The sequence below is a fragment of the Haliea sp. E1-2-M8 genome (assembly GCF_030649675.1).
In the GTDB taxonomy this organism is placed as follows: domain Bacteria; phylum Pseudomonadota; class Gammaproteobacteria; order Pseudomonadales; family Halieaceae; genus Haliea.
The window spans coordinates 25,694-51,633 of sequence record NZ_JAUTDR010000025.1; the positions used below are offsets into that span (position 1 = coordinate 25,694).

Annotated in this window: 17 protein-coding genes; 7 read left to right on the forward strand and 10 right to left on the reverse strand. The window is 65.8% G+C overall.

Translation table 11 applies throughout. The features are described 5' to 3' along the window. The first annotated feature begins 181 nt into the window (after nt 1-181). The 5 genes from Q6D67_RS17515 (at nt 182) to Q6D67_RS17535 (ending at nt 6,394) form a co-directional block, all read left to right on the forward strand. The gene (locus Q6D67_RS17515; protein WP_304706966.1) at nt 182-1,525 is read left to right on the forward strand and encodes a UDP-glucose/GDP-mannose dehydrogenase family protein; all 1,344 of its coding nucleotides are present in this window, start codon (nt 182-184) and stop codon (nt 1,523-1,525) included. Beyond that, nucleotides 1,522-1,959 (forward strand): ATP-dependent zinc protease, encoded by a 438-nt coding sequence (locus Q6D67_RS17520; protein ID WP_304706967.1) that lies wholly within the window; start codon nt 1,522-1,524, stop codon nt 1,957-1,959. The genes Q6D67_RS17515 and Q6D67_RS17520 overlap by 4 nt, the downstream gene beginning before the upstream one ends. Continuing rightward, entirely contained in the window at nt 1,956-3,032 is a 1,077-nt protein-coding gene (locus Q6D67_RS17525; RefSeq protein WP_304706968.1) for a succinylglutamate desuccinylase/aspartoacylase family protein, read from the forward strand. Before Q6D67_RS17520 ends, Q6D67_RS17525 begins: the two co-directional genes overlap by 4 nt. Nucleotides 3,033-3,663: 631 nt before the next feature. Further along, on the forward strand, nt 3,664-5,331 hold the full coding sequence (ettA, locus tag Q6D67_RS17530; RefSeq protein WP_304706969.1) for an energy-dependent translational throttle protein EttA: 1,668 nt from the start codon (nt 3,664-3,666) through the stop codon (nt 5,329-5,331). A 700-nt stretch (nt 5,332-6,031) separates the two neighbouring features. Continuing rightward, on the forward strand, nt 6,032-6,394 hold the full coding sequence (locus Q6D67_RS17535; RefSeq protein WP_304706970.1) for a PilZ domain-containing protein: 363 nt from the start codon (nt 6,032-6,034) through the stop codon (nt 6,392-6,394). 39 nt (nt 6,395-6,433) lie between these two features. Here the strand turns inward: Q6D67_RS17535 and Q6D67_RS17540 are convergent, their stop codons facing one another. The 10 genes from Q6D67_RS17540 to radA all read right to left on the reverse strand — a co-directional run bounded on the left by Q6D67_RS17540 (nt 6,434) and on the right by radA (nt 24,076). After that, nucleotides 6,434-7,483: an FHA domain-containing protein gene (locus Q6D67_RS17540; protein ID WP_304706971.1), complete on the reverse strand. Its 1,050-nt coding sequence runs from the start codon at nt 7,481-7,483 to the stop codon at nt 6,434-6,436. A 2-nt stretch (nt 7,484-7,485) separates the two neighbouring features. Beyond that, the gene (locus Q6D67_RS17545; protein WP_304706972.1) at nt 7,486-8,577 is read right to left on the reverse strand and encodes a PP2C family serine/threonine-protein phosphatase; all 1,092 of its coding nucleotides are present in this window, start codon (nt 8,575-8,577) and stop codon (nt 7,486-7,488) included. Continuing rightward, nucleotides 8,574-9,863 carry a multiheme c-type cytochrome gene (locus Q6D67_RS17550; RefSeq protein WP_304706973.1) on the reverse strand — a complete coding sequence of 430 codons (1,290 nt, stop codon included), beginning with the start codon at nt 9,861-9,863 and terminating at the stop codon, nt 8,574-8,576. Before Q6D67_RS17550 ends, Q6D67_RS17545 begins: the two co-directional genes overlap by 4 nt. Further along, nucleotides 9,845-13,585 carry a hypothetical protein gene (locus tag Q6D67_RS17555; RefSeq protein ID WP_304706974.1) on the reverse strand — a complete coding sequence of 1,247 codons (3,741 nt, stop codon included), beginning with the start codon at nt 13,583-13,585 and terminating at the stop codon, nt 9,845-9,847. The genes Q6D67_RS17550 and Q6D67_RS17555 overlap by 19 nt, the downstream gene beginning before the upstream one ends. A gap of 9 nt (nt 13,586-13,594) precedes the next feature. Further along, nucleotides 13,595-15,484 (reverse strand): hypothetical protein, encoded by a 1,890-nt coding sequence (locus Q6D67_RS17560; RefSeq protein ID WP_304706975.1) that lies wholly within the window; start codon nt 15,482-15,484, stop codon nt 13,595-13,597. 5 nt (nt 15,485-15,489) lie between these two features. Further along, nucleotides 15,490-17,466: a heme-binding protein gene (locus tag Q6D67_RS17565; protein ID WP_304706976.1), complete on the reverse strand. Its 1,977-nt coding sequence runs from the start codon at nt 17,464-17,466 to the stop codon at nt 15,490-15,492. Continuing rightward, nucleotides 17,463-19,175, reverse strand: a complete 1,713-nt coding sequence (locus Q6D67_RS17570; RefSeq protein WP_304706977.1) for a cytochrome c3 family protein — start codon at nt 19,173-19,175, stop codon at nt 17,463-17,465. The genes Q6D67_RS17565 and Q6D67_RS17570 overlap by 4 nt, the downstream gene beginning before the upstream one ends. A gap of 4 nt (nt 19,176-19,179) precedes the next feature. Next, on the reverse strand, nt 19,180-20,073 hold the full coding sequence (locus Q6D67_RS17575) for a hypothetical protein (RefSeq protein WP_304706978.1): 894 nt from the start codon (nt 20,071-20,073) through the stop codon (nt 19,180-19,182). Nucleotides 20,074-20,075: 2 nt separating this feature from the next. Continuing rightward, nucleotides 20,076-22,562 carry a cyclic nucleotide-binding domain-containing protein gene (locus Q6D67_RS17580; RefSeq protein WP_304706979.1) on the reverse strand — a complete coding sequence of 829 codons (2,487 nt, stop codon included), beginning with the start codon at nt 22,560-22,562 and terminating at the stop codon, nt 20,076-20,078. A 125-nt stretch (nt 22,563-22,687) separates the two neighbouring features. Further along, complete coding sequence (gene radA / locus Q6D67_RS17585) at nt 22,688-24,076, reverse strand: DNA repair protein RadA (protein WP_304706980.1); 1,389 nt, start codon at nt 24,074-24,076, stop codon at nt 22,688-22,690. Between the two features lie 149 nt (nt 24,077-24,225). Here radA and Q6D67_RS17590 point away from each other — a divergent pair, with 149 nt between their 5' ends. Then, entirely contained in the window at nt 24,226-25,356 is a 1,131-nt protein-coding gene (locus Q6D67_RS17590; RefSeq protein ID WP_304706981.1) for a DnaT-like ssDNA-binding domain-containing protein, read from the forward strand. Next, nucleotides 25,268-25,936, forward strand: a complete 669-nt coding sequence (locus Q6D67_RS17595) for a replication protein P (RefSeq protein WP_304706982.1) — start codon at nt 25,268-25,270, stop codon at nt 25,934-25,936. The genes Q6D67_RS17590 and Q6D67_RS17595 overlap by 89 nt, the downstream gene beginning before the upstream one ends. Nucleotides 25,937-25,940: the final 4 nt, after the last annotated feature.

The following is a 25,940-nucleotide window of genomic DNA, read 5'->3' on the forward strand; positions in this document are numbered from 1 at the left end:
CCCCTGGCTGGCGGCGGGCAGGAACGCCCGGCTGGATAAAGCGCTGCATTTTACCCAAATTCACCCCGCCATATAAGTAGCGGGCCACAGCCGCCCCAATCCTGTATTATTTCTGTCATCTTTGTGACATACAGTAAGCTGCTAAATCTTGCCACAGCGACACAGGAATCCCTGACAAGCCATGAATATCAGCATTTTCGGCAGCGGCTACGTGGGCCTGGTACAGGCCGCGATTTTTGCGGATGTAGGCCACCGGGTCATCTGCATGGATATCGACGCCGCCCGCGTTGACCGCCTGCGGGACGGCGATGTCCCCTTCTTTGAACCCGGCCTGTCCCAGCTTATCCGCAACGGCATCGCCAGCGGCCTGCTGTCTTTCACCACGGATACCAAGGCGGCGGTGCAGGCCAGTGACTATCTGTTCATTTGCGTCGGCACCCCCGCCGGCAGCGATGGCTCGGCCGACATGAGCTATGTATTGCAGGTGGCGACGTCCATTGCCCGCTACATGACCAGCCGCAAGGTGGTGATTACCAAGTCCACGGTGCCCGTGGGTACCGCCGACAAGGTACGCCAGCACATTGCCGATGCACTTGAGTCCCAGGGTCGCAACATCCCCATCGAAGTCGCCTCCAACCCGGAGTTCCTCAAGGAAGGCTCCGCGGTGGCGGACTGCCAGAGCCCCGACCGCATCATCATCGGCACCGACTCCGGCAAAGTGCTGGAAGAGTTGCGGCGCATGTACCAGGCGTTCAACCGTAACCACGAAAAAATCATGCACATGGATCCGCGCAGCGCAGAAATGACCAAGCTCGCGGCCAACGCCATGCTCGCCACCAAAATCAGCTTCATGAACGAGATGGCCACCATCGCCGAGGCGGTACGCGCGGACATCGAGCTGGTGCGCCGGGGCATGGGCGCGGACCCGCGCATCGGCTACCACTTCATCTACCCCGGCTGCGGCTACGGCGGCTCCTGCTTCCCCAAGGACGTGCGTGCGCTCAAGCACCTGGCCGAGCAGCACGGCCACCGCGCCAACATCCTCACCTCGGTACACGACACCAACCAGCGGCAAAAGAACAAGCTGGCGGAGCGGGTCATGGCGCGGCTGGGCTCCGACCTGTCCGGCAAGACCATCGCCGTCTGGGGCCTGTCCTTCAAACCCAACACCGACGACATGCGTGAGGCGCCCAGCCGCTATCTGCTGGAGGGCATCTGGTCCTACGGCGGCAAGGTGCGGGCGTTTGACCCCCAGGCCATGGCAGCCTGCCGGGAAATCTACGGCGAGCGCGACGACCTGATTCTTTGCGAGCACAAGGAAGACGCCCTCGAGGGCGCCGACGCCCTGGTCATCTGCACCGAGTGGAAGGCCTTCTGGTCACCGGATTTCGAGCTGATCAAGCGCGAACTCAGTCAGCCGCTGATTTTTGATGGCCGCAACCTGTACAACCCGGCGCAGATGGAGGAATTGGGCATCGAGTACTACGGCATCGGCCGCGGCCGCTCCCTGGTGGCGGCGGCATGAGTACGGAAATAACCCTGGGCTGGCGGGAATGGTTGGGCCTGCCCGACCTCGGCATTGACCGGATCAAGGCCAAGGTGGACACCGGCGCCCGCACCAGTGCCCTGCACGCCTTCTACGTTGAACCCTTCGAGCGCGACGGCGAGCCCTGGGTCCGCTTCGGCATCCACCCGCAACAGGGCAACACCACCCGGGCAGTGGACTGCGAAGCCCGGGTGCTGGACCAGCGCCAGGTCACAGACTCCGGCGGCCATCGGGAAACCCGGTATGTCATCAACACCACCGTCGCCCTGGGCAGCGAGAGCTTTGAGGCGGAAATGACCCTCACCGACCGCGAAACCATGCGTTTCCGGATGCTGCTGGGCCGCACCGCCATGCGCGGCCGTTGCCTGGTCGATCCGGGGCGCTCCTACCTGCTGGGCAAGCAAGCACGTTGAGCGATACCGATACTCCAAAGCAGGCAAACAGCAAGAAGCTCGTGATTGGGGGCCAGGAAATCCTGCCCGGCGAACGCAAGGTGATCGACATCCCCGTCGCCCCCACCTACACCCATGACAACCTGTCCATCAGCCTCCAGGTGGTGCGCGGCAAGCGCCCGGGCCCGATCATTTTTGTGTGCGCGGCGATCCACGGCGATGAGATCAACGGCGTGGAGATCATCCGCCGCCTGCTCAAGGACCCGCACCTGGAGCGCATCCGCGGTACCGTGATCGCCATTCCCATCGTCAATATCTACGGCTTCATCAACCACACCCGCTACCTGCCCGACGGCCGCGACCTCAACCGCTCCTTCCCCGGCTCCACCCGCGGCTCCCTCACCGGGCGCATCGCGCACACGTTCCTGCAGGAAGTTGTGGTCAAGTGCAGCCACGGTATCGACCTGCACACCGGCGCCCGCCATCGCAGCAACTTCCCCCAGATCCGCGCCAACCTGGAAGACCCGCAGGTGCTGGGAATGACCGAGGCCTTCGGCGCCCCCATCGCCATCGACGCCAAGCTCCGCGACGGTTCCCTGCGCCAGGCTGCCGGCGACCTCGGGGTGCCGGTGCTGTTGTACGAGTCCTGCGAGGCCCTGCGCTTCGACGAGATCTACATCCGCGCCGGGGTCAAGGGCGTGCTCAACGTGATGCGCCATATCGGCATGCTGCGCCGCAGCCGCGCCCGGGTGAAACCCCCGATCATCAGCCGCAACACCCACTGGATCCGCGCCCCGGAAAGCGGCATCCTGCGGGTGCTGGTGCCGCTGGGGGCGGAGGTCTACAAGGACCAGACCATTGCCTTGATCGCCGACCCGATGGGCACCAGCGAAACCGATGTCATCGCCGACAGCCACGGCATCGTCGTCGGGCGCACCAATCTGCCGCTGGCCTACGAGGGCGATGCCCTGTTCCATCTCGCGGAGATCGGGTCCAAGGCCAACTGGGAGGTGGACGAGTTCCACGAGTCCCATGAGCCGGATGCTTCGGAGCTGGATCCGGATGATTTGAGTTCGGCGCCGATAGCGATTTGACGGGATGCCGGTGCCGTTGGTGCTTCGATCGGGGCGCCGCCAGGGCCGTGGACTTTTACGGTGCTTCGGTCGAGGCGCGGGCGCGGCCGCGGTTAGGGCCTGTCAGGACCCGCTCAAGCCTTCCATGGTCGCTTGTGCCTCGACTTCCTGTCTCGGACAGTCCTGACAGGCCCTAACCGCGTCCCCACCCTCCCTGCCAGCGAATGGCTGCTTACCCGTCAACACCCGCCGACCACGGCTTGCCGTGAACTCCTTCGTACCGCTCCGAGGTGCCAACACAATGTCCTCGCTGCAAGCTCCCCATCGGAGTCTGCATTTCCACCGCCGAAAAAGATCCTGAAGCCAGATCGTTCCCAGGGAGGTGCCAGTCCCTGAAGCCCTCCCGGGACTGTCCGAGACATGGATGTCGAGGCACAAGCGACCATGGAGAGCCCACCCCGCTTTATCGGGTGTGGCTAGAGCGGGTCCCGGGAGGGCTTCAGGGACTGCCACCGGAACTCGAAAGAAGCCCCCGTTCAAAGCCGCCGATCGAAGTCAACCGGAGGAACTGGGGGAACAGCAGCCGCTGAAGCTCAGCGGTATTCCTGCTAGAATCCGCCCACATTTTCACCACCACGGACACGAATTCCTAATGGCACAGTACGTCTACACCATGAACCGCGTCGGCAAGGTCGTGCCGCCGAAGAAGAAAATCCTCGAGGACATCTCCCTGTCGTTTTTCCCCGGCGCCAAGATCGGCGTGCTGGGGCTGAACGGCTCGGGCAAGTCCACCCTGCTGCGGATCATGGCGGGAATTGACACCGACATCCTCGGCGAGGCGCGGCCGCAGCCGGGGATCAAGATCGGCTACCTGCCGCAGGAGCCGCAGCTGAATCCGGACAAGGATGTGCGCGGCAATGTCGAGGAGGGGCTGCAGGACGCGATTGATGCGCTGGCGGGGCTGGACCAGGTCTATGCCGCCTATGCCGAGCCGGATGCGGACTTTGACGCCCTGGCCAAGGAGCAGGCGCGGCTGGAGGACGTTATCCAGGCCACGGACGCCCACAACCTGGAGCACAAGCTGGAAGTGGCGGCGGATGCGCTGCGGCTGCCGCCCTGGGAAGCGGACGTGAATACCCTGTCCGGGGGCGAGCTGCGCCGGGTGGCGCTGTGCCGGCTGCTGCTGTCGGCGCCGGACATGCTGTTGCTGGACGAGCCCACCAACCACCTGGACGCGGAAAGCGTGGCCTGGCTGGAGACCTTCCTGCACGATTTCCCGGGTACGGTGGTGGCGATCACCCACGACCGCTACTTCCTCGACAACGCTGCCGGCTGGATCCTGGAACTGGATCGGGGCCGCGGCATTCCCTACGAGGGCAACTACTCGGACTGGCTGGAGGCCAAGGAAGCGCGCCTGGAACAGGAAAAGCGCTCGGAGGCTTCGCACCAGAAGGCGATCAAGTCGGAACTGGAGTGGGTGCGCAGCAATCCCAAGGGCCGCCAGGCCAAGAGCAAGGCCCGCCTGCAGCGCTTTGACGAGCTGCAGTCGCAGGAATTCCAGGCCCGCAACGAGACCAACGAGATCTACATTCCGCCGGGGCCGCGGCTGGGGGACAAGGTCATCGAGGTGCACAACCTGAAAAAGACCTTTGGCGACCGGCTGCTGTTCGACAATGTCAGCTTCACCGTGCCCAAGGGCAGCATTGTCGGCATCATTGGCGCCAACGGCATGGGCAAGTCCACCCTGTTCAAGATCCTGATGGGGAAAGAGCAGGCCGATGGTGGTGAGGTAGTGGTCGGCGAAACCGTGCAGCTGGGCTACGTGGACCAGTCCCGGGATGACCTGGATGGCAGCAAGACGGTCTGGGAAGAAGTCTCCGGCGGCCACGATATCCTCCGCATCGGCAACTATGAGGTGAACTCGCGCTCCTATGTCGGGCGCTTCAACTTCAAGGGCTCGGACCAGCAGAAGTTCGTCAAGGACCTGTCCGGCGGCGAGCGCAACCGCCTGCACCTGGCCAAATTGCTGCAGCAGGGCGCCAATGTGCTGCTGCTGGACGAGCCGACCAATGACCTGGACGTGGAAACCCTGCGCGCGCTGGAAGAGGCCCTGCTGACTTTCCCGGGCAGCGCCATGGTCATCTCCCACGATCGATGGTTCCTGGACCGCATCGCCACCCATATCCTCGCCTATGAAGATGACGGCAGCGTGGTCTTCCACGAGGGCAACTTCAGCGACTACGAGGAAGACCGCAAGGCACGCCTCGGCGCGGCGGCGGCCCAGCCCCACCGGGTGAAATACCGCAAGCTGAAAACCTGAAGGCAAAACTGTAGGAGCGCGGTCCCCGCGCGATGGGTTTTCGCCCGCGGAGCGGGCTCCCACGTGGAATTGGCAATTTTCACCCGTAGGAGCGCGGTCTCCGCGCGATGGGTTTTCGCCCGCGGAGCGGGCTCCCACGTGGAATTGGCAATTTTCGCCCGTAGGAGCGCGGTCCCCGCGCGATGGGTTTTCGCCCGCGGAGCGGGCTCCCACGTGGAATTGGCAATTTTCACCCGTAGGAGCGCGGTCTCCGCGCGATGGGTTTTCGCCCGCGGAGCGGGCTCCCACGTGGAATTGGCAATTTTCGCCCGTAGGAGCGCGGTCCCCGCGCGATGGGTTTTCGCCCGCGGAGCGGGCTCCCACGTGGAATTGGCAATTTTCACCCGTAGGAGCGCGGTCTCCGCGCGATGGGTTTTCGCCCGCGGAGCGGGCTCCCACGTGGAATTGGCAATTTTCGCCCGTAGGAGCGCGGTCCCCGCGCGATGGGTTTTCGCCCGCGGAGCGGGCTCCCACGTGGAATTGGCAATTTTCACCCGTAGGAGCGCGGTCTCCGCGCGATGGGTTTTCGCCCGCGGAGCGGGCTCCCACAAGTAGCGGAGCGGGCTCCCACAAGTAGCGGAGCGGGCTCCCGGGCTCCCACATGGAATTGGCAGCGGGGCGGCGCTATTATGCACTGTGGAATAACCGAAAGAGTAAACCGATGCCCGAATCCCGCAGCGAACATCAGGATTTCACCCATGTCCGCATCGACCTGCCGGTGGAAGTGCAGCAGGGTGGCAGTGTCTGGCACCAGCGCCTGGTCGATATTTCCCTGGGCGGCGCCGCCACCGATCAGCCCGATGTCTGGGACGCCCAGTACAACGAACCCTTCACCCTGCTGATCGACACCGGCGCGCCGGAGCCGCTGGAACTGCACGCCTGGCTGCAGAGTGTCGACAACAAACGCCTCGGGTTTACCGTCGAACACGTGGACCGGGAAAATATCGCGCCCCTGCTGGCCCTGTTGCAGGCCCACATGGACAACCCGGATGTCCTCGACGCGGAGATGAAGCGGCTGGAATAGCGACGGGCGCGCTTCGCGCCCCCGGCCACCGCCAAGCGTCTACAGCAGGAAGTAGGCAGCGGCGGCAGCGATCACCACCACTGCGCCAATGAGCAGCGGCAGCCTGGAACCGCTCGCCTTGGCAGCACTGGCTTTGGCACCACCCGCGGCGCTGTTGCCGCCCTTGGCGGGTGCGCTGCCGGAGGCCGGCGCGTTGGCGCTGCCCCGGAACACCAGGTTGACGTTGCCCAGGCGTATCTGGTCGCCGTCGCCGAGATAGGCGGTCAGGCGTTTTTCCCCATTCACGAAGATGCCGTTGGCAGACACCAGGTTGACCAGGCGCCAGCGACCGCCCTGGTGGATCAGCTGGGCGTGGCGGGCGGAGACACTGGGCTCGTCGAGCATGATCTCGCAGCTGTCCTCGCGGCCGATTTCCCACACGTCCGGGTCGCCGCTCGCACCCGGCTCCAGCTCCATGACATCCGCCGCCGCGCCGTCGCGCACAACAATAAGATGAGGCAGATCGGAGGAGCGCCCCACATCCGCCGCAGCCGTCTCTGCCACAGAATCCATGGACAGGAACTGGGTGTGCTCGCCGGTGCCGCCCTCAGTCCAGCTTCCCGGAAGATCGGGACTAACCGACGCGGGCCTGGGCGGCGGCTCTGGGGCGGGAGCCGCAGCAGGAGCCGGTGCGGGCTCGGGGGCGGGTGCTGGAGCGGGCGGTGGCGCAGCTTCGGCTGCAAGCGGCGTGACCACGGTAGCGTCATCGCCCAGCGGGGCAACCACTGTGGCGTCGCCGTCAGCCGCTGCCGGTGCCGCCCCTTCCACCACAACCCGGAATTTGTATTTGTCGAACTGGATATCGTCGCTGTGCTTGAGTTCTACCGACCCGACCAGGCGCAGCCCGTTGACCAGGGTGCCATTGGCGGAGCCCATGTCCTCAAGCAGCAGCTTGTTATCCTCGACCCGCAGCACCGCGTGGTTGCGGGATACCCGAGGGTCTGCAATTGTAATCTCGCAATCGTCGGTGCGCCCGACCCGCATTTCACCCGCCAGGGCGTGCTCCGTGCCGTCCTGCGCCACCAGTGTGGCAGTGAATTCAGCCGTCATACCTAACTCCCCCAGGCCCCGACAAAGGGACCGAATACAAACCATGCCGCTGCGGCGGACACCGCCAGCAGGGCAATCAGCGCCAGAGTCAAAATGCGCCGGCGCCGTTTTTTCGCTGGCAGTTCCAGCGCGACCCGACGCAGCTCGGACATTTCATCTGCCGACATCATCTGGGTGGCCTCGGGCGCCCTGGGGGCGACCCGCGCCCTCCTCGGTGCCGGCGCCGCGGCGGCTGGCGCATCATCCGCCACCGGCAAACCTGGCTGCACCAGCTCCGGCAGACCATGGTAATCGCCGGTGGCGGGATCATACCGCCAGACCACGTTGGGCTCCATAGCCGTGTCGTCCCCGGCCTCGGGTTCAGGCTGAGACCCGTTGCCGGCCCACTGCACCAGAACAACCGTGACGTTGTCGCGGCCACCGTTGCTCACCGCCGTCTGCACCAGTTGCTGACAGCGCTGCTCCAGGGGCTGGTCCTGAGCCAGGATTGCCGCCAGGCGGTCACAGTCAATGACGTCGCTGAGGCCGTCGCTACAGAGGACCAGAATATCATCCGCCTGGAGCTGGCCCCTGTTGCTGCCAACCCGCAGCTTGTCCTCGTCCTGCAGACCAATCGCCTGCACGATGACATTCTTGCGCGGGTGGTGGCGCGCCTCGGCGAAGGTGATCTGCCCCTTCTCCAGCAGTGCTTCCACATAGGAGTGGTCGCGGGTCAGCAATTTCAGCTGCCCGTCCCAGAGGTAGGCGCGGCTGTCACCTACCCAGGCCAGTTCATAGCGTGGCCCGTCGAATTGGGCCGCGACCACGGTGGTAGCCATGCCCGCCTTGCCGCGGCCGGCGGCGACCGCGTCGCGCACCTCCAGATTGGCGCTGCGAATGGCGCCCTCGAGATCGCCAATGCCGTGCACATCCCGCGCCAGTACCTCGCAGGTTACCAGGCTGGCGACCTCACCTGCCTGATGGCCGCCGACACCGTCAGCCACCACCATCAGACCCAGCGCATCGTCGACAAAGAATGCGTCTTCGTTGTGCTCGCGCCGACCGACGTCGGTAGCGCCGCAAGTCAGCCAGCGGGCATCCGCCTGTTGCTTCATAGGGCTCCCATCAACTGCCTTGCCAGTACCGCGAACTGCTGCGGTACAAAGCGATTTTCATCCTCCACTGAAGCATACAGGGCATCGAGACGTGGCTTCAGCCGTTCCGCATCACCCAGCGACAGGGACAGGGTCTCGACCGCCAGGAACGCCTGCTCGGCGGCGGTGAAATGGCGGAAGCGCTCGGCGGCAGACTGGGCCAGCAATTCCCGGCGCAGTTGCCGCTGCTGCTCTGGACCGTACTCGCCCTTGCTGAGTTGATCCACCAGCGGCTCCAGACGCGCGTGCAGGGCGCGGGCAGCGCTCACCACCCGCTCCCGGGACTGCAGCGAGGCCTGGTGCAGGGCATTGAGATCACTGCGCAGGCCCGCAACGTCGCCCGGGGAGAGAGTTTCCAGCACCGCCAGCAACAGCACCAGGCTGGCGTCATTGAGTCGCGCGGTTCCCGGCGGCAGCCGGTCGGGCTCCTGCGACCAGCGCAGGTCATCCATGGGATGGTGGCACGCGTGGCACTGGAAGAACGACAGCTCGGGCACCAGGCTGGGCTGTGTGAACCATTCTTCCTGCAGCAGCTCCAGGGTGTGCATGCCGGTGACCGCGAGCCCCGCCAGCCACATGTTGACCGAGGCGATGTAGGGCTTGCGCTCACGGTAGTCCGCGTCCGCCTCATAGTGGGCGGGCTGGTTGACGGTGAAGGTCTCCAGCTCGAAGGCCAGCCGCGGGTGGCCGGCGCCCATGATCTCGTGGGTGGCAAACTTGTCCCTGGTTCCCAGGTGGCAGGACAGGCACAGCCGCGCCCGGGCCATCGGGTCCTCGGTGGGGTACATCCCCTGGGCGATGTTGTCGGCGTGGCTGGTGGTGGTCTCGGCATGGGACTCCAGCCAGCGTCCGCCGCCGCCGTGACAGGCCTCGCAGCCGACGCCGTCGGAAATCTGGAAGCGGCGGCCGCGGCTGTCGGCGGGCACGTTGTCCGCGTGGCAGTCCAGGCAGATTTTCGCCCCCTGGGCGCTGGGCAGGCCGAGTTTGTCGGCGATGGCCTGGGACTGGGCAGTCTGCAGGGTTCGGTAGGCCCGGGAGTGGTAATCCTGGCGCAGCCAGACCCGGTACTCATTGAGCCAGACATTGGATTCCGGATCGGCACTCACCTTGCCGTGACAGACACTGGTGGCACAGCTGGCGACACCCTGGTGGATGTCGGCGCCCTCCTCCGGCAACGGCTGGGCGTGGGCAGTGCCTGCGGCAATACCCAGCAGCAGCGCCAGTGCGGTCAGTTTTCTACGAACCATGGCTTGCCATCTTTGTCAGTGAAGAGTTTGCGCATTTCGTCCAGGTTCAGCGGCCGCGCGCCAATACGGCCGAATACTGCCACCTGGCCACCGGTTTCGTCCACGCCGCGATCGCGCTCCAGGCCCCGGCTCAGGGACAGCGCCGGAGAACTGGTCGGGTAGCTGGCGATCAACTGCGGCGCGGGCTGCGGCGAGAAACCGTAGAACTTGGGCTGGCTCGACGGCGAGAACAGCTGGACAACCTTGAGCCCGCCGGCACCATCCGCGACATAGGCGAACAGCGAGGCGTTGGTGGCGCCGACCGCCACGTCATGGGCGTCGACCAGGCCCTCACTGAAGGTCTGCAGCAGGCGTATCCGGTCGGGCCGCGTGATATCGACAATGGCCATGCCCTCGCGGCCCGCCGCGACATAGGCATAGGTGCGCGCCAGGTGCAGGCGCCGCGCCTGATCCAGGGGAATGGTGTTGTCCGCGACCAGTACCGGCGCCTCGGGGTTGGTGACGTCGATGGTCTTGAGGCCGTCGGCATCGGTGACGAACAGGTAGCGGAACTGCAGGGCCACGGAGTGACCGCGGTGCAGCGGGACGACATCCACCAGCCGCGGCTGCAGGGGCTGGTCCAGGTTCACCACCACCAGGCCTGCGTCGGCGACGATATAGGCGTAGTAGCCCCCCAGCACCATGTGCCGGGCGCCGTCGAGCACGCCGTTCTCGTTCCAGGTGAGGTCGCGTTCCAGGAAGTTGTTGCGCGGCTCGCCGTCGGACAGGGTGTTGACGTCGGTGAGTATCAGGCCCTCCTCGGTATCGGTGATCAGCACGTAGTTGTAGATCGGATGGAAGGGCTGCTCCAGGTTGACATCCCGCATCAGCTCACCCTCGTTGCGATCGGGGTGGATGGGCTGGTTGGTCGGCAGCACCACACAGGTCGCGTTGCTGCTGGGGATGCGGGTGTCGTGGCCCAGGGCGCTGAAGGGCGCGGTGATGACCCGCTGGGAAATACCCTTGTTGGCGATGCCGGCGATGTCGTATACGCGCATGCCCCTGTCGCCCTCGGCGACAAACAGGTACTCGCCGCGATGCTGGACACAGGACGCCGGGCCGGTGCTGTGCGGATAGCCGTGCAGCAGTTGCCGGTCATTGCCCTGATGCTCGGCAAACCAGTCCGGGTAGGCGTAGCGGTGCAGGTAGGAGCCTATGACCGCCTGGGGCTCATCCCACTCGGTCACCTGCACCCCGGTGACGTGCTCTTCCCCGCCGACCCAGGCGTAGTAACCCACCAGGTTGACGAAGCCGGTGCCGTACATCAGCAGCTGCGCCATGATCGCGTTGTTGTCGTTGTTCTTCGACAGGTGGCAGTCCTCGCAGTCCTTGGTCTCGGTCTTGCGCACGGTGTGGGCGAAGTGCGGGTTGAAGGCCTGGGAGCTGTAGCCACTGGCGGCGATGGGCGGCTGCTGGATGTAGATCTTCTCGCGGTTGGCGTTGGTGGAGGACAGCACCAGCGCCGAGGTGGAGCGCACCGGCGCGATCTTGCCGCCCTTGGCGGCCTCGCGGCGACCCAGCAGGAACATCTGGTCCCTGGACACCTGCGGGTTGTAGGTGGCCCAGTTGCGCGAGTAGCCACCCTCGTAGTGCTTGCGCTCGGTCTTGTAGTTGGCCTCGATCGGCAGGTGGCAGCCGGCGCAGCTGGTAGTCCAGGAGGTGTGGCAGGTATAGCACTCCATGTCCTCGTTGCTGTGGGCCAGGTTGTCGCTGTCGACATCCAGGCCGAAATCCTGCTCCGCCGTGTCCCTGCTCATCAGCTTGGCCCGGGCAGCTTTCTCGTTGTAGCCGGTGTGGGCCGGGTCCACCGTATCCTTCACCAGGCTCATCTCCCACTCCAGGTCGGGGTCGAGCACCGAGCGCTGGACTAGGGTGTTGCCGTTCCACTCGAAGCGCAGGCGCCCGTCCGGATTGCGGATGGCGCCGAGGTCGGTGCCGCCATCGAGGGCGGCGGGGCCGGAAGTGAACAGGTTGGGATAGGCCGTGGCGGAGCCGTGGCAATCCTTGCAGTCGATCTCCACCGCGGCGGCCACTTCACCGTAGATGTGGCCGTTGCCGTGGTTGTCCTGGGCAAAGTGGCAGTCGACGCAGTGCATGCCCTTGTCCAGGTGAATGGAGGACATGTGCACGGCTTTCTGGAACTTGTCAGGATCGGTGTCCTCGACCACGTCCCCCTCCGCATCCAGCAGGTTGCCGGTGCGGTCCCGCTTGAACACGGCGCGGAAGTTCCAGCCGTGGCCGTGATAGTCGGCAAACTGGGTGTCGGTCAGGGTCGGGTTCAGCTCGGACACCTTTTCCAGAAAGTCCACGTCCGCCCACTTGCCCCGCGGTGCGGCGCCCTCCGGGTTGCGTTCCAGCACCGAGACCTGCTCTTCATGGGTCGGGTACACCTGCTCCTCCGGCCACATGGACGGCGCGTCGGACTCGTAGTCCCACATGGTGTAGCCGAGGAAGCTGTTGACGAACATATTGGGCTGGTGCATGTGGCAGGACATGCACTGGGCGGTGGGGATGGCACGGGTGAAGGCGTGCTTCAGCGGGTGCCCCTTGCGATCCTTGGGGATGGTCGGGTCCACGGTCCGGGATTTGCCGGTATGACCAAACTCGGCGTACTGGCCGGAGTGGCGCGGGTCACGATCGTTGGCGTAGATCACGTGGCAGGCGGCGCAGCCCGACTGGCGGTAGTCCCCGGGCTGGTCATTGGTGCCGAGAAACCAGGTGTGGGGGTCATTCAGGCGGGTCTTGGTGATGTTGATCACCGGCACCGAGATCCGCGCACCGGTACCGGGGCCGCGGTTGGACTGGCGGAAATCGGGCCGGCCGGGTTCCTCGAGCCGCTGCAGCTGGCCCAGGGCATTGGGCAGGCCGGTCTCCGGGAACAGGTTGGTGATATTGCGGCCGCCGCGCTCGAACACGCGGAAGATATCCCCGGGCTTGATGGTCTCCCAGGCTGGCAGCGGGTACAGCTCGGGCAGAATGCTGGCCATGGTCATTTCGGCGGTAGGTTGCACCGGGCCGGGGATCATCGCCGGCTCCCCTTCGCGGGTGTAGGCCTCGCCGAGGATATAGCGCTTGTAGGGCAGGATGCCGTTGTTGTAGGCGGCGCCGCCCCAGAGCATGGCCGAGGTCGCCATCAGGCTGCGCTCCGCCGCCTCGATGATCGGCAGGTGACAGGCGCCGCAGGCCTCGCGGGCAATGCGGTAGTCCGACGGATTGACAAAGCGGGTGAACTCCGGGCTCTCCCGGTTCAGCAGGGTGTAGGTACGCTCGGGGTTGGCGCTGGAGGGGTAGTGCCAGGACTCCGGGTAGCGCGGCAGCACGTGGGCCTGCTCCATGACCGCCAGGTAGGCCGGATCCTCAATCCCGTCGCCGCTGGTGCGCCGTACCTTGGCGTCGCCGCCATGGCAATCGGTGCAACCCAGCTTGACCGCCGGGTTCGCGTGCATGGTTTTCTCATCGGTTTGCGTATGGCAGGTGACGCAGCCCGCGGATTTCGCCTCCATCTGCGCATTGCTCTGGCTGGCCGGGGCGTCGGGCGCCGTCACATGGTCACGTTCCACCGCTTCTTCGCCGGCAGCCCCCAGGGCCAGGCTCACGGGTAGCACCAGCAGTGCCGCCAGCAGGCCCGCCGCCCAGCAGTGAATGGGCTTGTGGAAAGGTCGAGTGTGATCAGATGTGCTCATAACGGCCACTCAGAATGTCAGTATTACGTTGCACAAAAGGGAGTACGGGTCTTCATCGCCAAACAGGTCCTGGTAGCCTTCGCCGGACAGCAGCTGGGCATAGGACAGGCGCACCACCACGTTCTGGCTCATGAACGGACGCCAGATCACCGCCGCGGAGAGATCGATGCCAATTTCGTTGTCGACATTGGGCTGCTGCCGCGCCAGTTCCAGCACTTCGGTTTCGGCGAAGGCCAGGTAGTTGGCGTTGAAGGACAGGCGCAGCTCGGGCAGCAGGTCCATGTCCACCCCGCCGCCGAGCAAAAACACGCCCGGGTTGGTGAAGTTGGACTGGCCGTGTTCCTTGGAGGAGCGCAGGGAGTTCAGCACTCCGTTGCGCTGGGACAGGGCCACCCGGCCGCCACCGATCAGCGGCAGACCCTGGCGAATGTAGTAGCTGGTATCGGCGCCGGCGAACTGCGGGTTCTCGAAGATGGCGTCGAAGCCGGTGCTCTTGCCGTCAAAGGGGTCGTCGTCGCCGCTGCCATAGAGGAAGGACAGGCGCGCGCGAATCCAGTCGAAGTCCATGGACGGTTCCGCGGCGATGAAGAAGGCCTCGATATCCGACTTACGGCCACTGAATACCGCGTCCTTCTCCTCGCCCAGGGCGACATAGAAGGACGTGGTCAGGTTCACGCGGCCGAAGTGGCCGTCGCCGTTATAGCCCAGGTAGTACACATCGTATTCCCGCAGCCGCTCCTCACCGATCGAGGCCGGACGCTGGATAAACTCATTGGTGTCGTAGAACACCTCGTCTTCACGGTTGCGGTTGTAGATCAGGCTGGCCTGGGAGAAGAAACCCAGTTTCGGGAAGTCCTGCCAGTACACGTTGGCAACGAACACGTCGTCGTCGCGCAGGCTCTCGCTGACGTCGTTGAGGCCGCTGTTGGTATCCTTCTCCATGCGCCGGAACCAGGCCAGGTTGTACTGGAACTGGTTGTTGTCGCGGGTGCCGAACAGGCGCACGCCGAAGGGCGCGTCCTGGAACAGGAAGCCGCGGAAGTCGCTGGAGAAGGGCTGGATCCCGACCCGTATCGAGTCGAAGTCGTAGCGGTCCGACACGTCCCGCAGGTGTTTGTCGACAAACGCGGCCTGGATGCCGACATGGTTGTCGTTGCGGGTGCGACCTTCGCCGGGGTCCGCGTTTACACCCAGGATTTCATCGAGCTCGGTGTAGTTGTAGTTGAACACCGGGGTAAAGCGGTATTCCCAGTCCGGCGGGCGGAACACGGTATCGCCCTTGTAGTAGACCAGCTCCACCGCCAGGTTCTGGTTGAACAGATACTGATCGGTGGCTCCCAGCACATCCAGAGACCCCGGGCCACCGGTGCCCTGGCCACCGACCGGGGTCGGCACCTGGCGCAGTTCCAGCACCGAGTCGGAAATGGCGGTAACGTTGAAAAACCAGTCATCGTGGATGGGCTTGTCGCCCTTGATCGTATTCTGGTTGTAGGGGTCCCACCACTTGTCTTCGTAGCCGAGGCTGTCGACGATGCGCCAGCGGTCGGGAATGGGCACCAGCTCCACATACTGCTCGGCGGTGGGCCGCGGAATGGAGGAGTAGCGGCGCGGCAGTACCGTGCGCGGGGCCGCTGCCACCGGCACTTCGCGCAGCACCTCACCGGTCTCCTCGTCGACGGTCACTTCCCGGTAGGTACAGTCACGGTTGGAGCCACCGGCGCGGCGCCGGGTGCTGCGGCCGCGGTCGCGCGGATCCAGGTCGTCACAGTAGACCAGGTCGGGCTCGGGCGCCTGGGCCCAGGCGACTCCGGGAGACACCGTGACTCCCAGCAACAGCACCAGGCCCAGGGCGGAGCAGCCCGCCGTAGCGGGCACAGTCAGTGATGGATGCTTGGCCATAGCGCTCACTTCCCTGCACACACTTGCTGTGCGTCGCTGTTGATGAACGGCGTCTGCGGGCACTGGATATAGCGCAGGCGCCCCCCCCCGGGCGTCAGCTGGTCGGCGCGAATCTCCGGCGGTGCGTTGTTGATGCTGCCGCCGAGGGCCTCCCCGGCCTCGTGCACGCCGAGGAAGGAGATCATGTCGTCCTGTTCGATGCCGTCACCGGACACGCCGATGCCGCCGATGAGCGTGTCGCCGCGGTACACCGGCACGCTGCCGGGAAATATCTGGATGCCGTTGGCTATCCGCGGCTGGGCCGACTGGGCGCAGTTGGCGCCGACGTCGGTGTCGCTCAGGCCCGCGACAAAGGCAATGTGGTCGACAATACTGTTGAAGGACAGGTCCAGCTGCAGCCCGGTGGAGAACACGCTCCACTCGCTGTCGTAGGGCTTGCTGAAGGGGCCGTGGGGATTGCCGATGATGCCGTCCGGGTAGAACGGCCGCGACAGGTTGCCGCCGGAGCGGTCGGCAAAGGCGGTGCCGTCGGTGAGCGCCTGGGGGCCGATAAACAGCTGGGCGGCATCCACATAGTCGCCGATATTCACCGTGGCCGCGGGGCTCAGGTCCGGGTTCCGGTACTGGGTCTGGGTGGTGATGCCGCGGAGGAAATCCGCCGCATCCCGGGACGAGAACAGCACTGCGGTGCGGGCCTTCTGCAGGGACACGTCGGCGCCGAATACGGGGGCATCGCGGGTGCGCAGTATGCCGAGGATGACGCCGCGGCTGTCGACCACGGACACGGTGACCCGCGCCGGGGTCCCCACCGGCCGGCGGATCTGGGCGCGGGCGCGGTTGGCGACGCCAATCGCGCTGGTCAGCAGCTGCCGCACTTCCGCTGCGCTGAAAGCCCCCTCGCCGAGTGCAGCGCCATCGGTGCCGGCCCGGGGCGGGAAGCGGTTGTTGTTGCCGCCGTCGACAAACACGAAGGCGTCCAGACCGGGGAAATCGGTGGCCGGGCGCACGCCGGACCCGGGCTGGCCAAAGGCGGTGCCGCGGCGGACCTCGCCACTGCTGTAGCCACGCACCGCCAGCAACTCACCCGCCGCCACCAGGCTGGCAAAGCCGGGAGCCTGGGCCGGATCCGCCGGCAGGTCTGCCAGGTCCACATCACTGAAGCGGAATACCTTGCCCTCCACGGTAATGCGCTCGGCCCGGCGATCCGGCGGTGCGATAAAGCCGAAGCTGGCGGCCAGCGCGATCTGCTCGTCGACGTCCACATCGCTGTCCAGCAGGCTCTTGTCGATGCTGTAGCGGCCGTCGGCGATCACCCCGACCCCGCCCACTGGCGTGCCGCCCTTGTACAGGGGGAAGCCGCCGGGATCCGCCGCCAGGCCCAGGGGCGAGCGGCGCGGGCCGACGCCGGTGGCGACGCCGCCGAGGGTAAAGTCGGAGCAGGCCAGCTGGCTGAACTGCACGCCAAACAGCGGCCCCCCCGGCTGGTTGCGCTCGCCGGGGTTGAAGTGCTCCTGCACGATCTGGTTCGCGGTGCGGGTAGTAAAGGCGTTGCCTTCGCTGGACAGATAGGCGCCGGTGATCGCCTTGGCAATCGCTGCCAGCGCATCTCCACCCACCGCCACCGGCAGAATTACCCCCTCAAGGCCGGCGCTGACCTGCACCGGGAAGTCGGTCGCCAGCTGCACGTCATTGGCGGCGCCGACACCCGCCATCCGGTATACCGCCAGCACGTTGCCCACGCGGTCGACCACCGCGATGGTGGCGGCGGCCCCCAGGGCCTCGGCCTGGTGCACGCCCTGGGCCAGCACCCGGCGCACCTCGTCCGCCGCGAGAAAGCTGCTGGCGCTGGCGCACTGGCCCTCGCAGGGCGCATCGTCCGGCGCGCGATCCGGTGAACTGCCCTCGGTGCTGCCACCGCCGCCACCGCCGCCGCAGGCCGCAACCGCGGCGATACCAAAAATACAGATCAGCTGCCGCATCATGGCGCTCCCCCCTGCAGTAGTGCGCTATCGCGCGCCAGCCGGGACAGGGTGCCCCCGTCCGGATGGAAGGCGTGGCAGCTCACACAATCCAGAGTCGCCGCGCCCTGGTCGTCGGCGTGACAGGCAAGACAGTTGTCCTGGTTGGGCATGAGAATATCCTCCGCCGCATTCGACGTTGAGGCTTCGTGACAGGTCTCACAGACCTGGTCCGGGTTGTCCGCTGCCTGGCTCTGGTGGCTGTGGTGATCAAACCGGGCCTGGGGATACCAGTCGCCGGTCAGGCGGATAGGCTGTACAAACCAGCGGTCATTGATGTCAGCGAGCCCCGTCTCCAGCACTTCGTGGCAGGTGATGCAGCCGGTGTTGGCAAACTGGTACTCCGCTTCCTTGAGCGCCTCGGCGCGACCGCATTCGAGGCCGCTGCCCTCGCAGCTGGCGGCGGAGTCACGCTTGCCGGGCACCCGCCGCGGTTTCTCCGCCGCGCGCTGGCGGCGCAGTTCCGGGTCGGTGAATTCGCGGATGAAGTGCGCCTCCATGGCGACGATCGCCGCCCGCAGGTCGCCGTGGGGCAGCTCCAGCTCGGGCTCGAAAATATCGAAGCTCAGGCCGTGACAACTGCGGCAGTGGGCGTCCATGGTGATCGGTTCAAAGTGCTCGCCGTCATCCTTCAGGGTGTGGCAGCTGGCACATTCCAGCGCTGCTCCGGTGCCCTCGTGCTGCACCTTGGCCGGGTCCAGGTGCACTTCGTGGGTAAACTTGAGATTGGACGCTTCCTGCAGCGGTTCGGCGCCCGGACGCTCCCGGCGCACCTCCCAGCCGTGGGCGGCGCCGATACCCTGCGGTTCCAGCAGGGCCAGACGGAAGGTCGGGTGACCGGCGGCGGTAAAGCCGGTCACCGCGTCCATGGGTGCCTTGCCCGCCACTTCCCAGTCACCGGGGCCGGCGTGGCAGTCCACGCACAGGCCCTTGTCGCGGCGGGAAACCATGGCCGGCTCATTGTGCTCGCGGTGGCAGGAGGCACAGCGCACGCCGGTAAAGGCATGGGCGTCGTGGACCGCGATGTCGACGTGCTCGCTCATGCCGCGGTGGCAGTCGAGGCAGGCGCCGTCCTGCACCATCACGAAGGGTTTCTGGTGGCAGGCCTCGCACTCCTGGGCGATGCCGGAAGCCTGGTGGGCCGCTACCAGTGGCCCACTGGACCAGAGGTTGTCGTCCGGCAGCGGCGTGCTGCGCAGGGTGTCGGCGACGTCGCTGCGCCAGAGCCCGGCCGCGGGCACCACCAGCCCCAGCAGGAGCACCGCCAGCGCCAGCAACCAGCTGGTCCTGCGGATACTCCAGGCGTGGCGCTCCAGACTGACATCGCCGGCAAAGCTGCTGGCGGGTTTGCCCCGGGTCTGCAACTGCAGGGCAAAATCAAAGCCCTGGGGCGCAGCGATGACCTCCAGTGCGTAGCCTGGCAACTCGAAGCTGTCGCCCACCGCCAGCGTCGCCTTGCTGCTGGCAACGCCGTCAACCGTGATCACCGGGCGCCGGGCGGTAATACGCCCGCCGCCATCACCGCTGGCCTGAATGGTGACATCGCCGCCGACGCCCGGCAGGGGCACCATGGCGCCGGGCTCCCCACCCAGGGTGAGCTTGTCGCCCTGGTATTCGGTTTCCAGCGCTTCGCCGCTAGCGCGACCGGTCAGTTTGCGAACCAGAAAATACATCGGGCTACCAGTAGATGAAGACTGTGAGGATGTGGACCACCAGTGCCACCAGCAGGCCCATCGTCAGGGGAATATGGAAATACAGCCAGATCTTCATCAGGCCTCGCAGTTGGACCTCGCGCCGCAGCTGGTGCAACAGCACCTGGCGGCGACCAAACAGGCCCAGCAGCTCGTTGAGCACCTCCGCCTCGGATTGTTTGCGGGCGTCGGGGATGCGCCCGGCCAGATGGCTGACAACCACCTCCTGCTCCACATTGGCCACGGCCTGGGCCTTCTGGGTGTCGCTGCCCGGGACCATGACCCGCGACCGGTCCCGGGCCAGCAGTTGCTGCCAGGCCGAGCCGCCAACGCGGGTCAGCTCCAGGGCGCTGATCATCAGCGACTGCAGGTTCGCATCGCAGCGCTCGGAGGTATCGCGGACGCGGGCATCGATCCTGGCCAGCTCGTCCAGACGCCCGTCCTCGCCGCTGCCGGACTGGATGGAGGCCAGGCGGCCGGGGAGGTGCATATAGGCGTAGAGGCCATAGAAACCGGAGACCACAACCAGGCACATCAGGACGTAGGCCAGGGTGTGCACGTTGAAGCCGAACTGCAGCGCACAGTGCAGCGTCGCCACCACCAGCAGGACGGTGCCCAGATACACATGCGCCGAGGCCCAGCCCTGGACCGTGCCGGCGGTGGATTTGTAGCTGCGCTTGCGCACGCCCAGCAGGCTCAGCCAGACGATGAGCAGAGCGCCCAGGGTACCCAGGACATACCCCTGCCAGGTGCCGCCGTTGGGCGGTTGCGCGGCGTTGCTGCCGCCCTGGGTCACATACAGGGCGACACTCAGCAGCAACAGCACCAGCCCCCATTTCAGGTAGCGGTACTGTTGCCAGCCAAGCAGGCTCTCGCGCATTCTCAGCGTGCCTCGACCAGGGCGACGAACTGCTCCGGGGACAGGCGCATGGCAGCGCCGGTGGGGCAGGCTCGCACGCAGGCCGGGCCGCCGGCCTGGCCCATGCAGGCGTCACATTTCACCGCTTTCTTGCCGCGTTCCTTGTCGGCCGCGGCCGGGGTAAAGCTTTGCGGCTGGCCCGGGCCCGAGCCGCGCCCGAACAGCAGCCAGGACAGCAGCCCCGGCTTGGGCGGCGCGGCATAGCTCAGCTTGATGGCGTTGTACGGGCAGTTGGTTTCGCAGTTGCCGCAGCCGATGCAGCTATCGGTGATAAACACCTCGCCGTCGGCAGAGCGGCGGATCGCATCCGGCGGGCAATCCTTCATGCAGTGCGGCAACTCGCAGTGGCGACAGGAAATGGGCACATGCAGGTTGGCGAAGGACGGGCCAGCGGCGCGGTTCAGCCGGGTCAATCCGCCGTGGGTTTCGGCACAGGCGCGCTCGCAGTTGTCGCAGCCCACGCAGAGGGATTCGTCGATGACCAGGGCGTTGGTGGCTTCCCCCAGGCCCTGCTCCATGAGGAAACCGATGGAGCGGGCCGCCTCGGGCTGGGACGCCATGGCGTTGGTCTTTTCCAGCAGCGAGCTCAAGCGCCCCTGCAGAGTGGCGACGTGCTCCGGCTGGCTGTTGACCAGGGTCAGGAATTCCGCGCGTTTGACCTTGATGGTCTCGGTGCGCACGGCGGCGACGGCGGTGTCCCGCCGCAGAGGTGCGCCCATCAGCGCCATCTGCCCCACGAGGTCGCCGGAGTGGTGCTGGGCCACCACCATGTTGGCGCTGCCCCGGGAAAGCACCACGGTGCCGCTGCGGATCAGGTGCAGGCAATCGCCTTCCTCGCCCTCGGAAAACAGGGCCTGGCCGGCATTGAAGCGGCAGGTCTCCACCTGGCCCGCCACCGCGGACAGCTCCGCCAGCGGCAGGTCGGGGCGGAACGCGGCCTGCAGCGCGCGCACGATGAAGATGCGATCGATGCCCTTGCGCACCTCGTCGTTGGAGTTCATCAGCTTGACCATGATCCGGCGCGGCGTCTCGATCAGGATCGCGTCCTCGCTGACCACCGCGTCGCCCTGCCGCGGGCGACCCGAGATCAGGCTCATTTCGCCGAAGAACTGGCCCGGCTTGAGCGTGTGCCAGGGCCCGTCCTGCTCCAGCTGCAGCTTCACTTCCCCTTCCACCAGGGTGTAGAACGTGGTGCTGAATTCGCCGTTGCGATAGACCGGCTCCCCCGCCGGAATGAATACGGTGGAGCGCTCGCCCTTCTGTTCCGTGTGGGCGAGATCAGCCGGCGGCAGGCTGACCAGGATCCGGCTCTCGATAATCAGCTCGCGGAAGGCCAGCGGGTTCATCCGCCGGAACATCGGAATGCGCTGCTGGTACAGCTCCAGAACATCCTCCGCGTCCATCACATAGGGCAGGCCCGAGAACTGGTCCTGCAGCAGCGGGTAGTCGGCGGGCTTGGTGTTCTTGCCGTGGATGAACTCGATGACGTCGTAGCCCTGGTTCATGGCCTGCTTGATCAGCGGGTACCCACCCAGGGCGCCGATGACGTAGAGGCCGGGCACGTTGCTCTGGTAGTGGCGGTCCACGTCCGGCACCGCATCGGCGCTGGGACTGCTGATCTCGATGCCGCAGGACTCGACGAAGCTGCGCGGGGGGATGGTGCCGAGACGGGCAATAATGCGATGGCAGGCCAGGCGCTCTTCGCCCGCAGGCGTATTGAGCACAATGGCGCCCATCTCGCCGGGGCTGGCGGGCAGTTCGACACCGGCTACGCCGGCTTCGTAGCGGCAGTGGAAAGGCCTGCTCTTGTCGTTGATCGCCGCCAGCACGGCATTCAGGTTGCCGTCCTTGGCGCGGCTGAATTCATTGCGCCGGTTGATGATATAGACGTTGTTGTAGTCGGACAGGGCGATGGCGTTTTCGATGGCGGCGTCACCGGCGCCCACCACGGCAATGGTCTCTTTCTTGAAGTCCTCGGGATCGTCGAGGGTATAGCGGACGAAGTCCGATTCGGCGTCATTCTTCACTCCCAGGCTGCGGGGGTTGCCCTGGGTACCGATGGACAGCACCACATGCTCGGCTTCAATTTCATCCCCGGATTGCAGCTGGAGCACAAACTGGCCGCGGCTGCCGCTGATGCCGGTTACATCGCTGTCGTAGCGGACATTCAGGCCGCTATCGATACTGTCCTGCCAGGCGCCGAGGATCTCTTCCCGCCTGCCGGCGACAAAGGGCACCGGGCTGCGCAGGGCGAGGAACCCGGGCTCGTCCATGACGTGCTTGCCCTTCTGGTACTTCTGGATGGTCTTGGCAAAAATTGAAAAGCCTTCCAGCAGGACGTAGCTGGGGCTGGTGGCACCGGCTTCACGATCGTACTCCGCCGCCCTGCCCGCGGCACTCAGACCCGCGGGACCCGCGCCCACAACGGCAATGTGATATCTCTCCCCCAAGAGCAGACCCTTCCCTTATTTATTATTAACACCTGCGAACCTCATAGAGTCCGCTGCTCTTACTATAGACGCCGAACCCCGGATTGCCCAAGTTTTTCTTGTGAACCGGGTCGCAACAGCGGGGCTTACTCCACCGCGGCCAGTGCTTCCGCAAGCCTGGATACGGCGAGTACCTGCATGCCCTTGATTGCACCGCGCGGCGCATTGGCCCGGGGCACAATGGCGCGCCGGAAACCGTGCTTGGCGGCTTCCGCCAGCCGCTCCTGACCGCTGGGTACCGGCCGGATTTCCCCCGACAGCCCCACTTCACCAAAGATCACCATGTCCCGGGGCAGCTGCCGGTCGCGGAAGCTGGAGACGATGGCCAACAGCAGGGCCAGGTCTGCGCTGGTCTCCAGCACCTTGACCCCGCCCACCACGTTGGCGAAGACGTCCTGGTCACCGACCTGCAGGCCGCCGTGGCGGTGCAGCACCGCCAGCAGCATGGCGAGCCGGTTCTGTTCCAGGCCCACCGCTACCCGGCGCGGATTGCCCAGCGCGCTTTCGTCCACCAGCGCCTGGATTTCCACCAGCAGCGGCCGGGTACCCTCCCAGACCACCATCACCGCGCTGCCGGAGGCGGGTTCGCTGCTGCGGTCGAGGAAGATGGCAGAGGGGTTCCTCACCTCACGCATGCCCTGTTCGGTCATGGCAAAAACGCCCAGTTCGTTGACCGCGCCGAAGCGATTTTTCTGCCCCCGCAGGGTGCGGAAGCGGGAGTCGTGGTCGCCCTCGAGCAGGATGGAGCAGTCGATCATGTGCTCCAGCACCTTGGGGCCCGCGAGGGAGCCGTCCTTGGTGACGTGGCCGACCAGGAATACGACCGTGCCGGTCTGTTTGGCAAAGCGGGTCAGGAAGGCGGCGCACTCCCGCACCTGGGAGACACTGCCGGGCGCCGAGTTGAGGTCGTCCGAGTGCACCACCTGGATGGAGTCCACCACCAGCACCCGCGGCCGGTACTTTTCCGCCGCGGCGATGACAGCTTCAACATTGGTCTCCGCCATCAGGCGCAGCTTGTCCGTGGCCAGCCCCAGGCGCCGGGCGCGCATCGCCACCTGCTGCAGGGATTCCTCGCCGGTGATGTACAGCGCTTCCATGCCCGCAGCCAGGTGGCACATGGTCTGCAGCAGCAGGGTGCTCTTGCCGGCGCCGGGATTGCCCCCCACGAGAATGGTCGAGCCCGGCACCAGGCCTCCGCCCAGCACCCGGTCGAATTCTTCGGCGCCGCTGGAGAAGCGCGGCAGATCCTCGAGGTCGATCTCGCCCAGCAGCCTGGCCTCCGCCAGGGTGCCGGTGTAGCCGCCGCGGCTGCCACCGGCGCGAGCCGTTGCGCTGCTGCGGGCACCGGCCGTGGCCGGGCCCAGGCGCACCTCCGACAGGGTGTTCCAGGCACCGCAGTCGTTGCACTGGCCCTGCCATTTGGCGTAATCCGAGCCACAGTCGTTGCACACGAATGCGGTTTTGCTTCTGGCCATGCCCTGTCCTGCTCCTGTGATCGGGGGAAAAAAACCTGTGCCCGGCTATCGGTTGCCGGGTGAGCTGGGTATCCTAGTACCCTGCCTCATGAATATCGACACATTCTGCGGCCGCCTGAGTGCGCTTGCCCAACACTGCCGGATTGCCCATGACAAATGCCTCCATCGTTCCCGAACAGCCGCTGGTGTTTTCACCCGGGCTGGCGGCGACGATAGGGCTGGAGGAGGCCATCCTGCTGCAACAGCTCGGCGCCCTGTTTGCGCACCGCCAGCCCCGGCACAGCGATGGCTTTGCCTGGCTCACGGTCGAGCGCGAACTCCTGCTGCGTCAGCTGCCGTTCTGGGCGCCCGCCGACCTGCACCGCATCAGCCGCAGCCTGGCCGACAAGGGCGTGATCCTGGTGCAGTCGCCGCCGCTGCACAGCCACGGGGAGCTGGTATTTGCCTTGAACGAGCCCCTGCGCAAGCCGCAGCCGCCGCGCCACCCCCTGGACCCGCCCCCCGCCGCGCCGCGGCGCGGCGCCGGCCCGTTGCCGCCCAACTGGTCCCCCAGCGAGGACATGCTGCAGCTATTGGCGCTGAACCACAACATACCGCGGCAGTTCGCCCTCGACCAGCTGGAGGATTTCATCTTTTACTGGCGCGAGCGCGGCGAGCCCAGCCACGCCTGGGAGAACAAGTACCGCCAGCACGTGATCAGCAGCTGGCGCCGGCAGCAGCAGCTGGAAGCGGAGGCCTTCCGCATCGACCACACTCCCGAGCTGGACAACCACTGGCGCCCCAGCCCGGATGCGCTGGAGATCATGCTGCGCAGCGGTGTGGAGCGGGAATTCATCGACGAGGCGATCCCGGAATTCATCCTCTACTGGCGCGAGCGGGGCACGGCGCCCAAGGAGCTGAACTCGAAGTTCATCCAGCACATTCGCATCCAGTGGGCCAAGTACACTTCCAGCATGACCCACAGCACCGAGCCCCGGCGAATCGCCGAGGACTGGCAGCCGGACGCCGATGTCTTTGATATCCTGCGCCTGTCCCACATTGACGAGGACTTCGCCCGGGCCCTGCTGCCGGAATTCATCATTTACTGGCGCGACAGCAACCAGGCGCAAACCTCCTGGAACAGCAAGTTCCTGCAGCATGTGAAGTTCCACTGGGCCAAACAGCACCGCATCGAACAGGCAGGGCAGAGCCATGAGCAAGGACAAGGATCTCATCGAACGGGTCGCACGCGGGATCGCAGCCTCGCCGACGACCTCAGCGACACCTCCTGGGCAGACTAAGGAGCGCCGCCAGACCACGGAGGCCCATGTCGAGGCCATCAACCAGGTCTTTGCCCTGTTCCGGCTGAACTACCACAACCAGTACTACGCCGCCTACCCGGACGCCGAACAGCTCAAGCAGATCAAGAAGCTGTGGCTGGAATCCCTGGGCGAATACCCGGTAGAGCAGATTCTGCGCGGAGCCCGCCACGCAATCGAGAACAGTGAGTATTTACCAACCCTGCACCGTATGCTGGAATGCTGCCGCGAGGGTATCGCCGGGCTGGGGCTGCCCGCGCCCTACGATGCCTACCGCGAAGCCTGCGGCGCCCGCAGCCCGCGCTCGGCCCAGGACTGGAGCCACCCGGCGGTGTATCTGGCAGGGCGCGACAGCGACTGGTACTTTCTCGCCAACAACCCGGAGCGCCTGACCTGGCCGGTGTTTCGCCAGCACTACCAGACCTGGTGCACCCGGGTACTGCGCGGGGAGACCCTGGCAATCCCCGAAGAACCCGCGCTGGAACAGCACCACTCCGAGCCCCTGAGCGCGGAAGAGCAGCTTGCCGAGCTGAAAAAACTGCGGGAAGCTGCCGACCTGTAACACA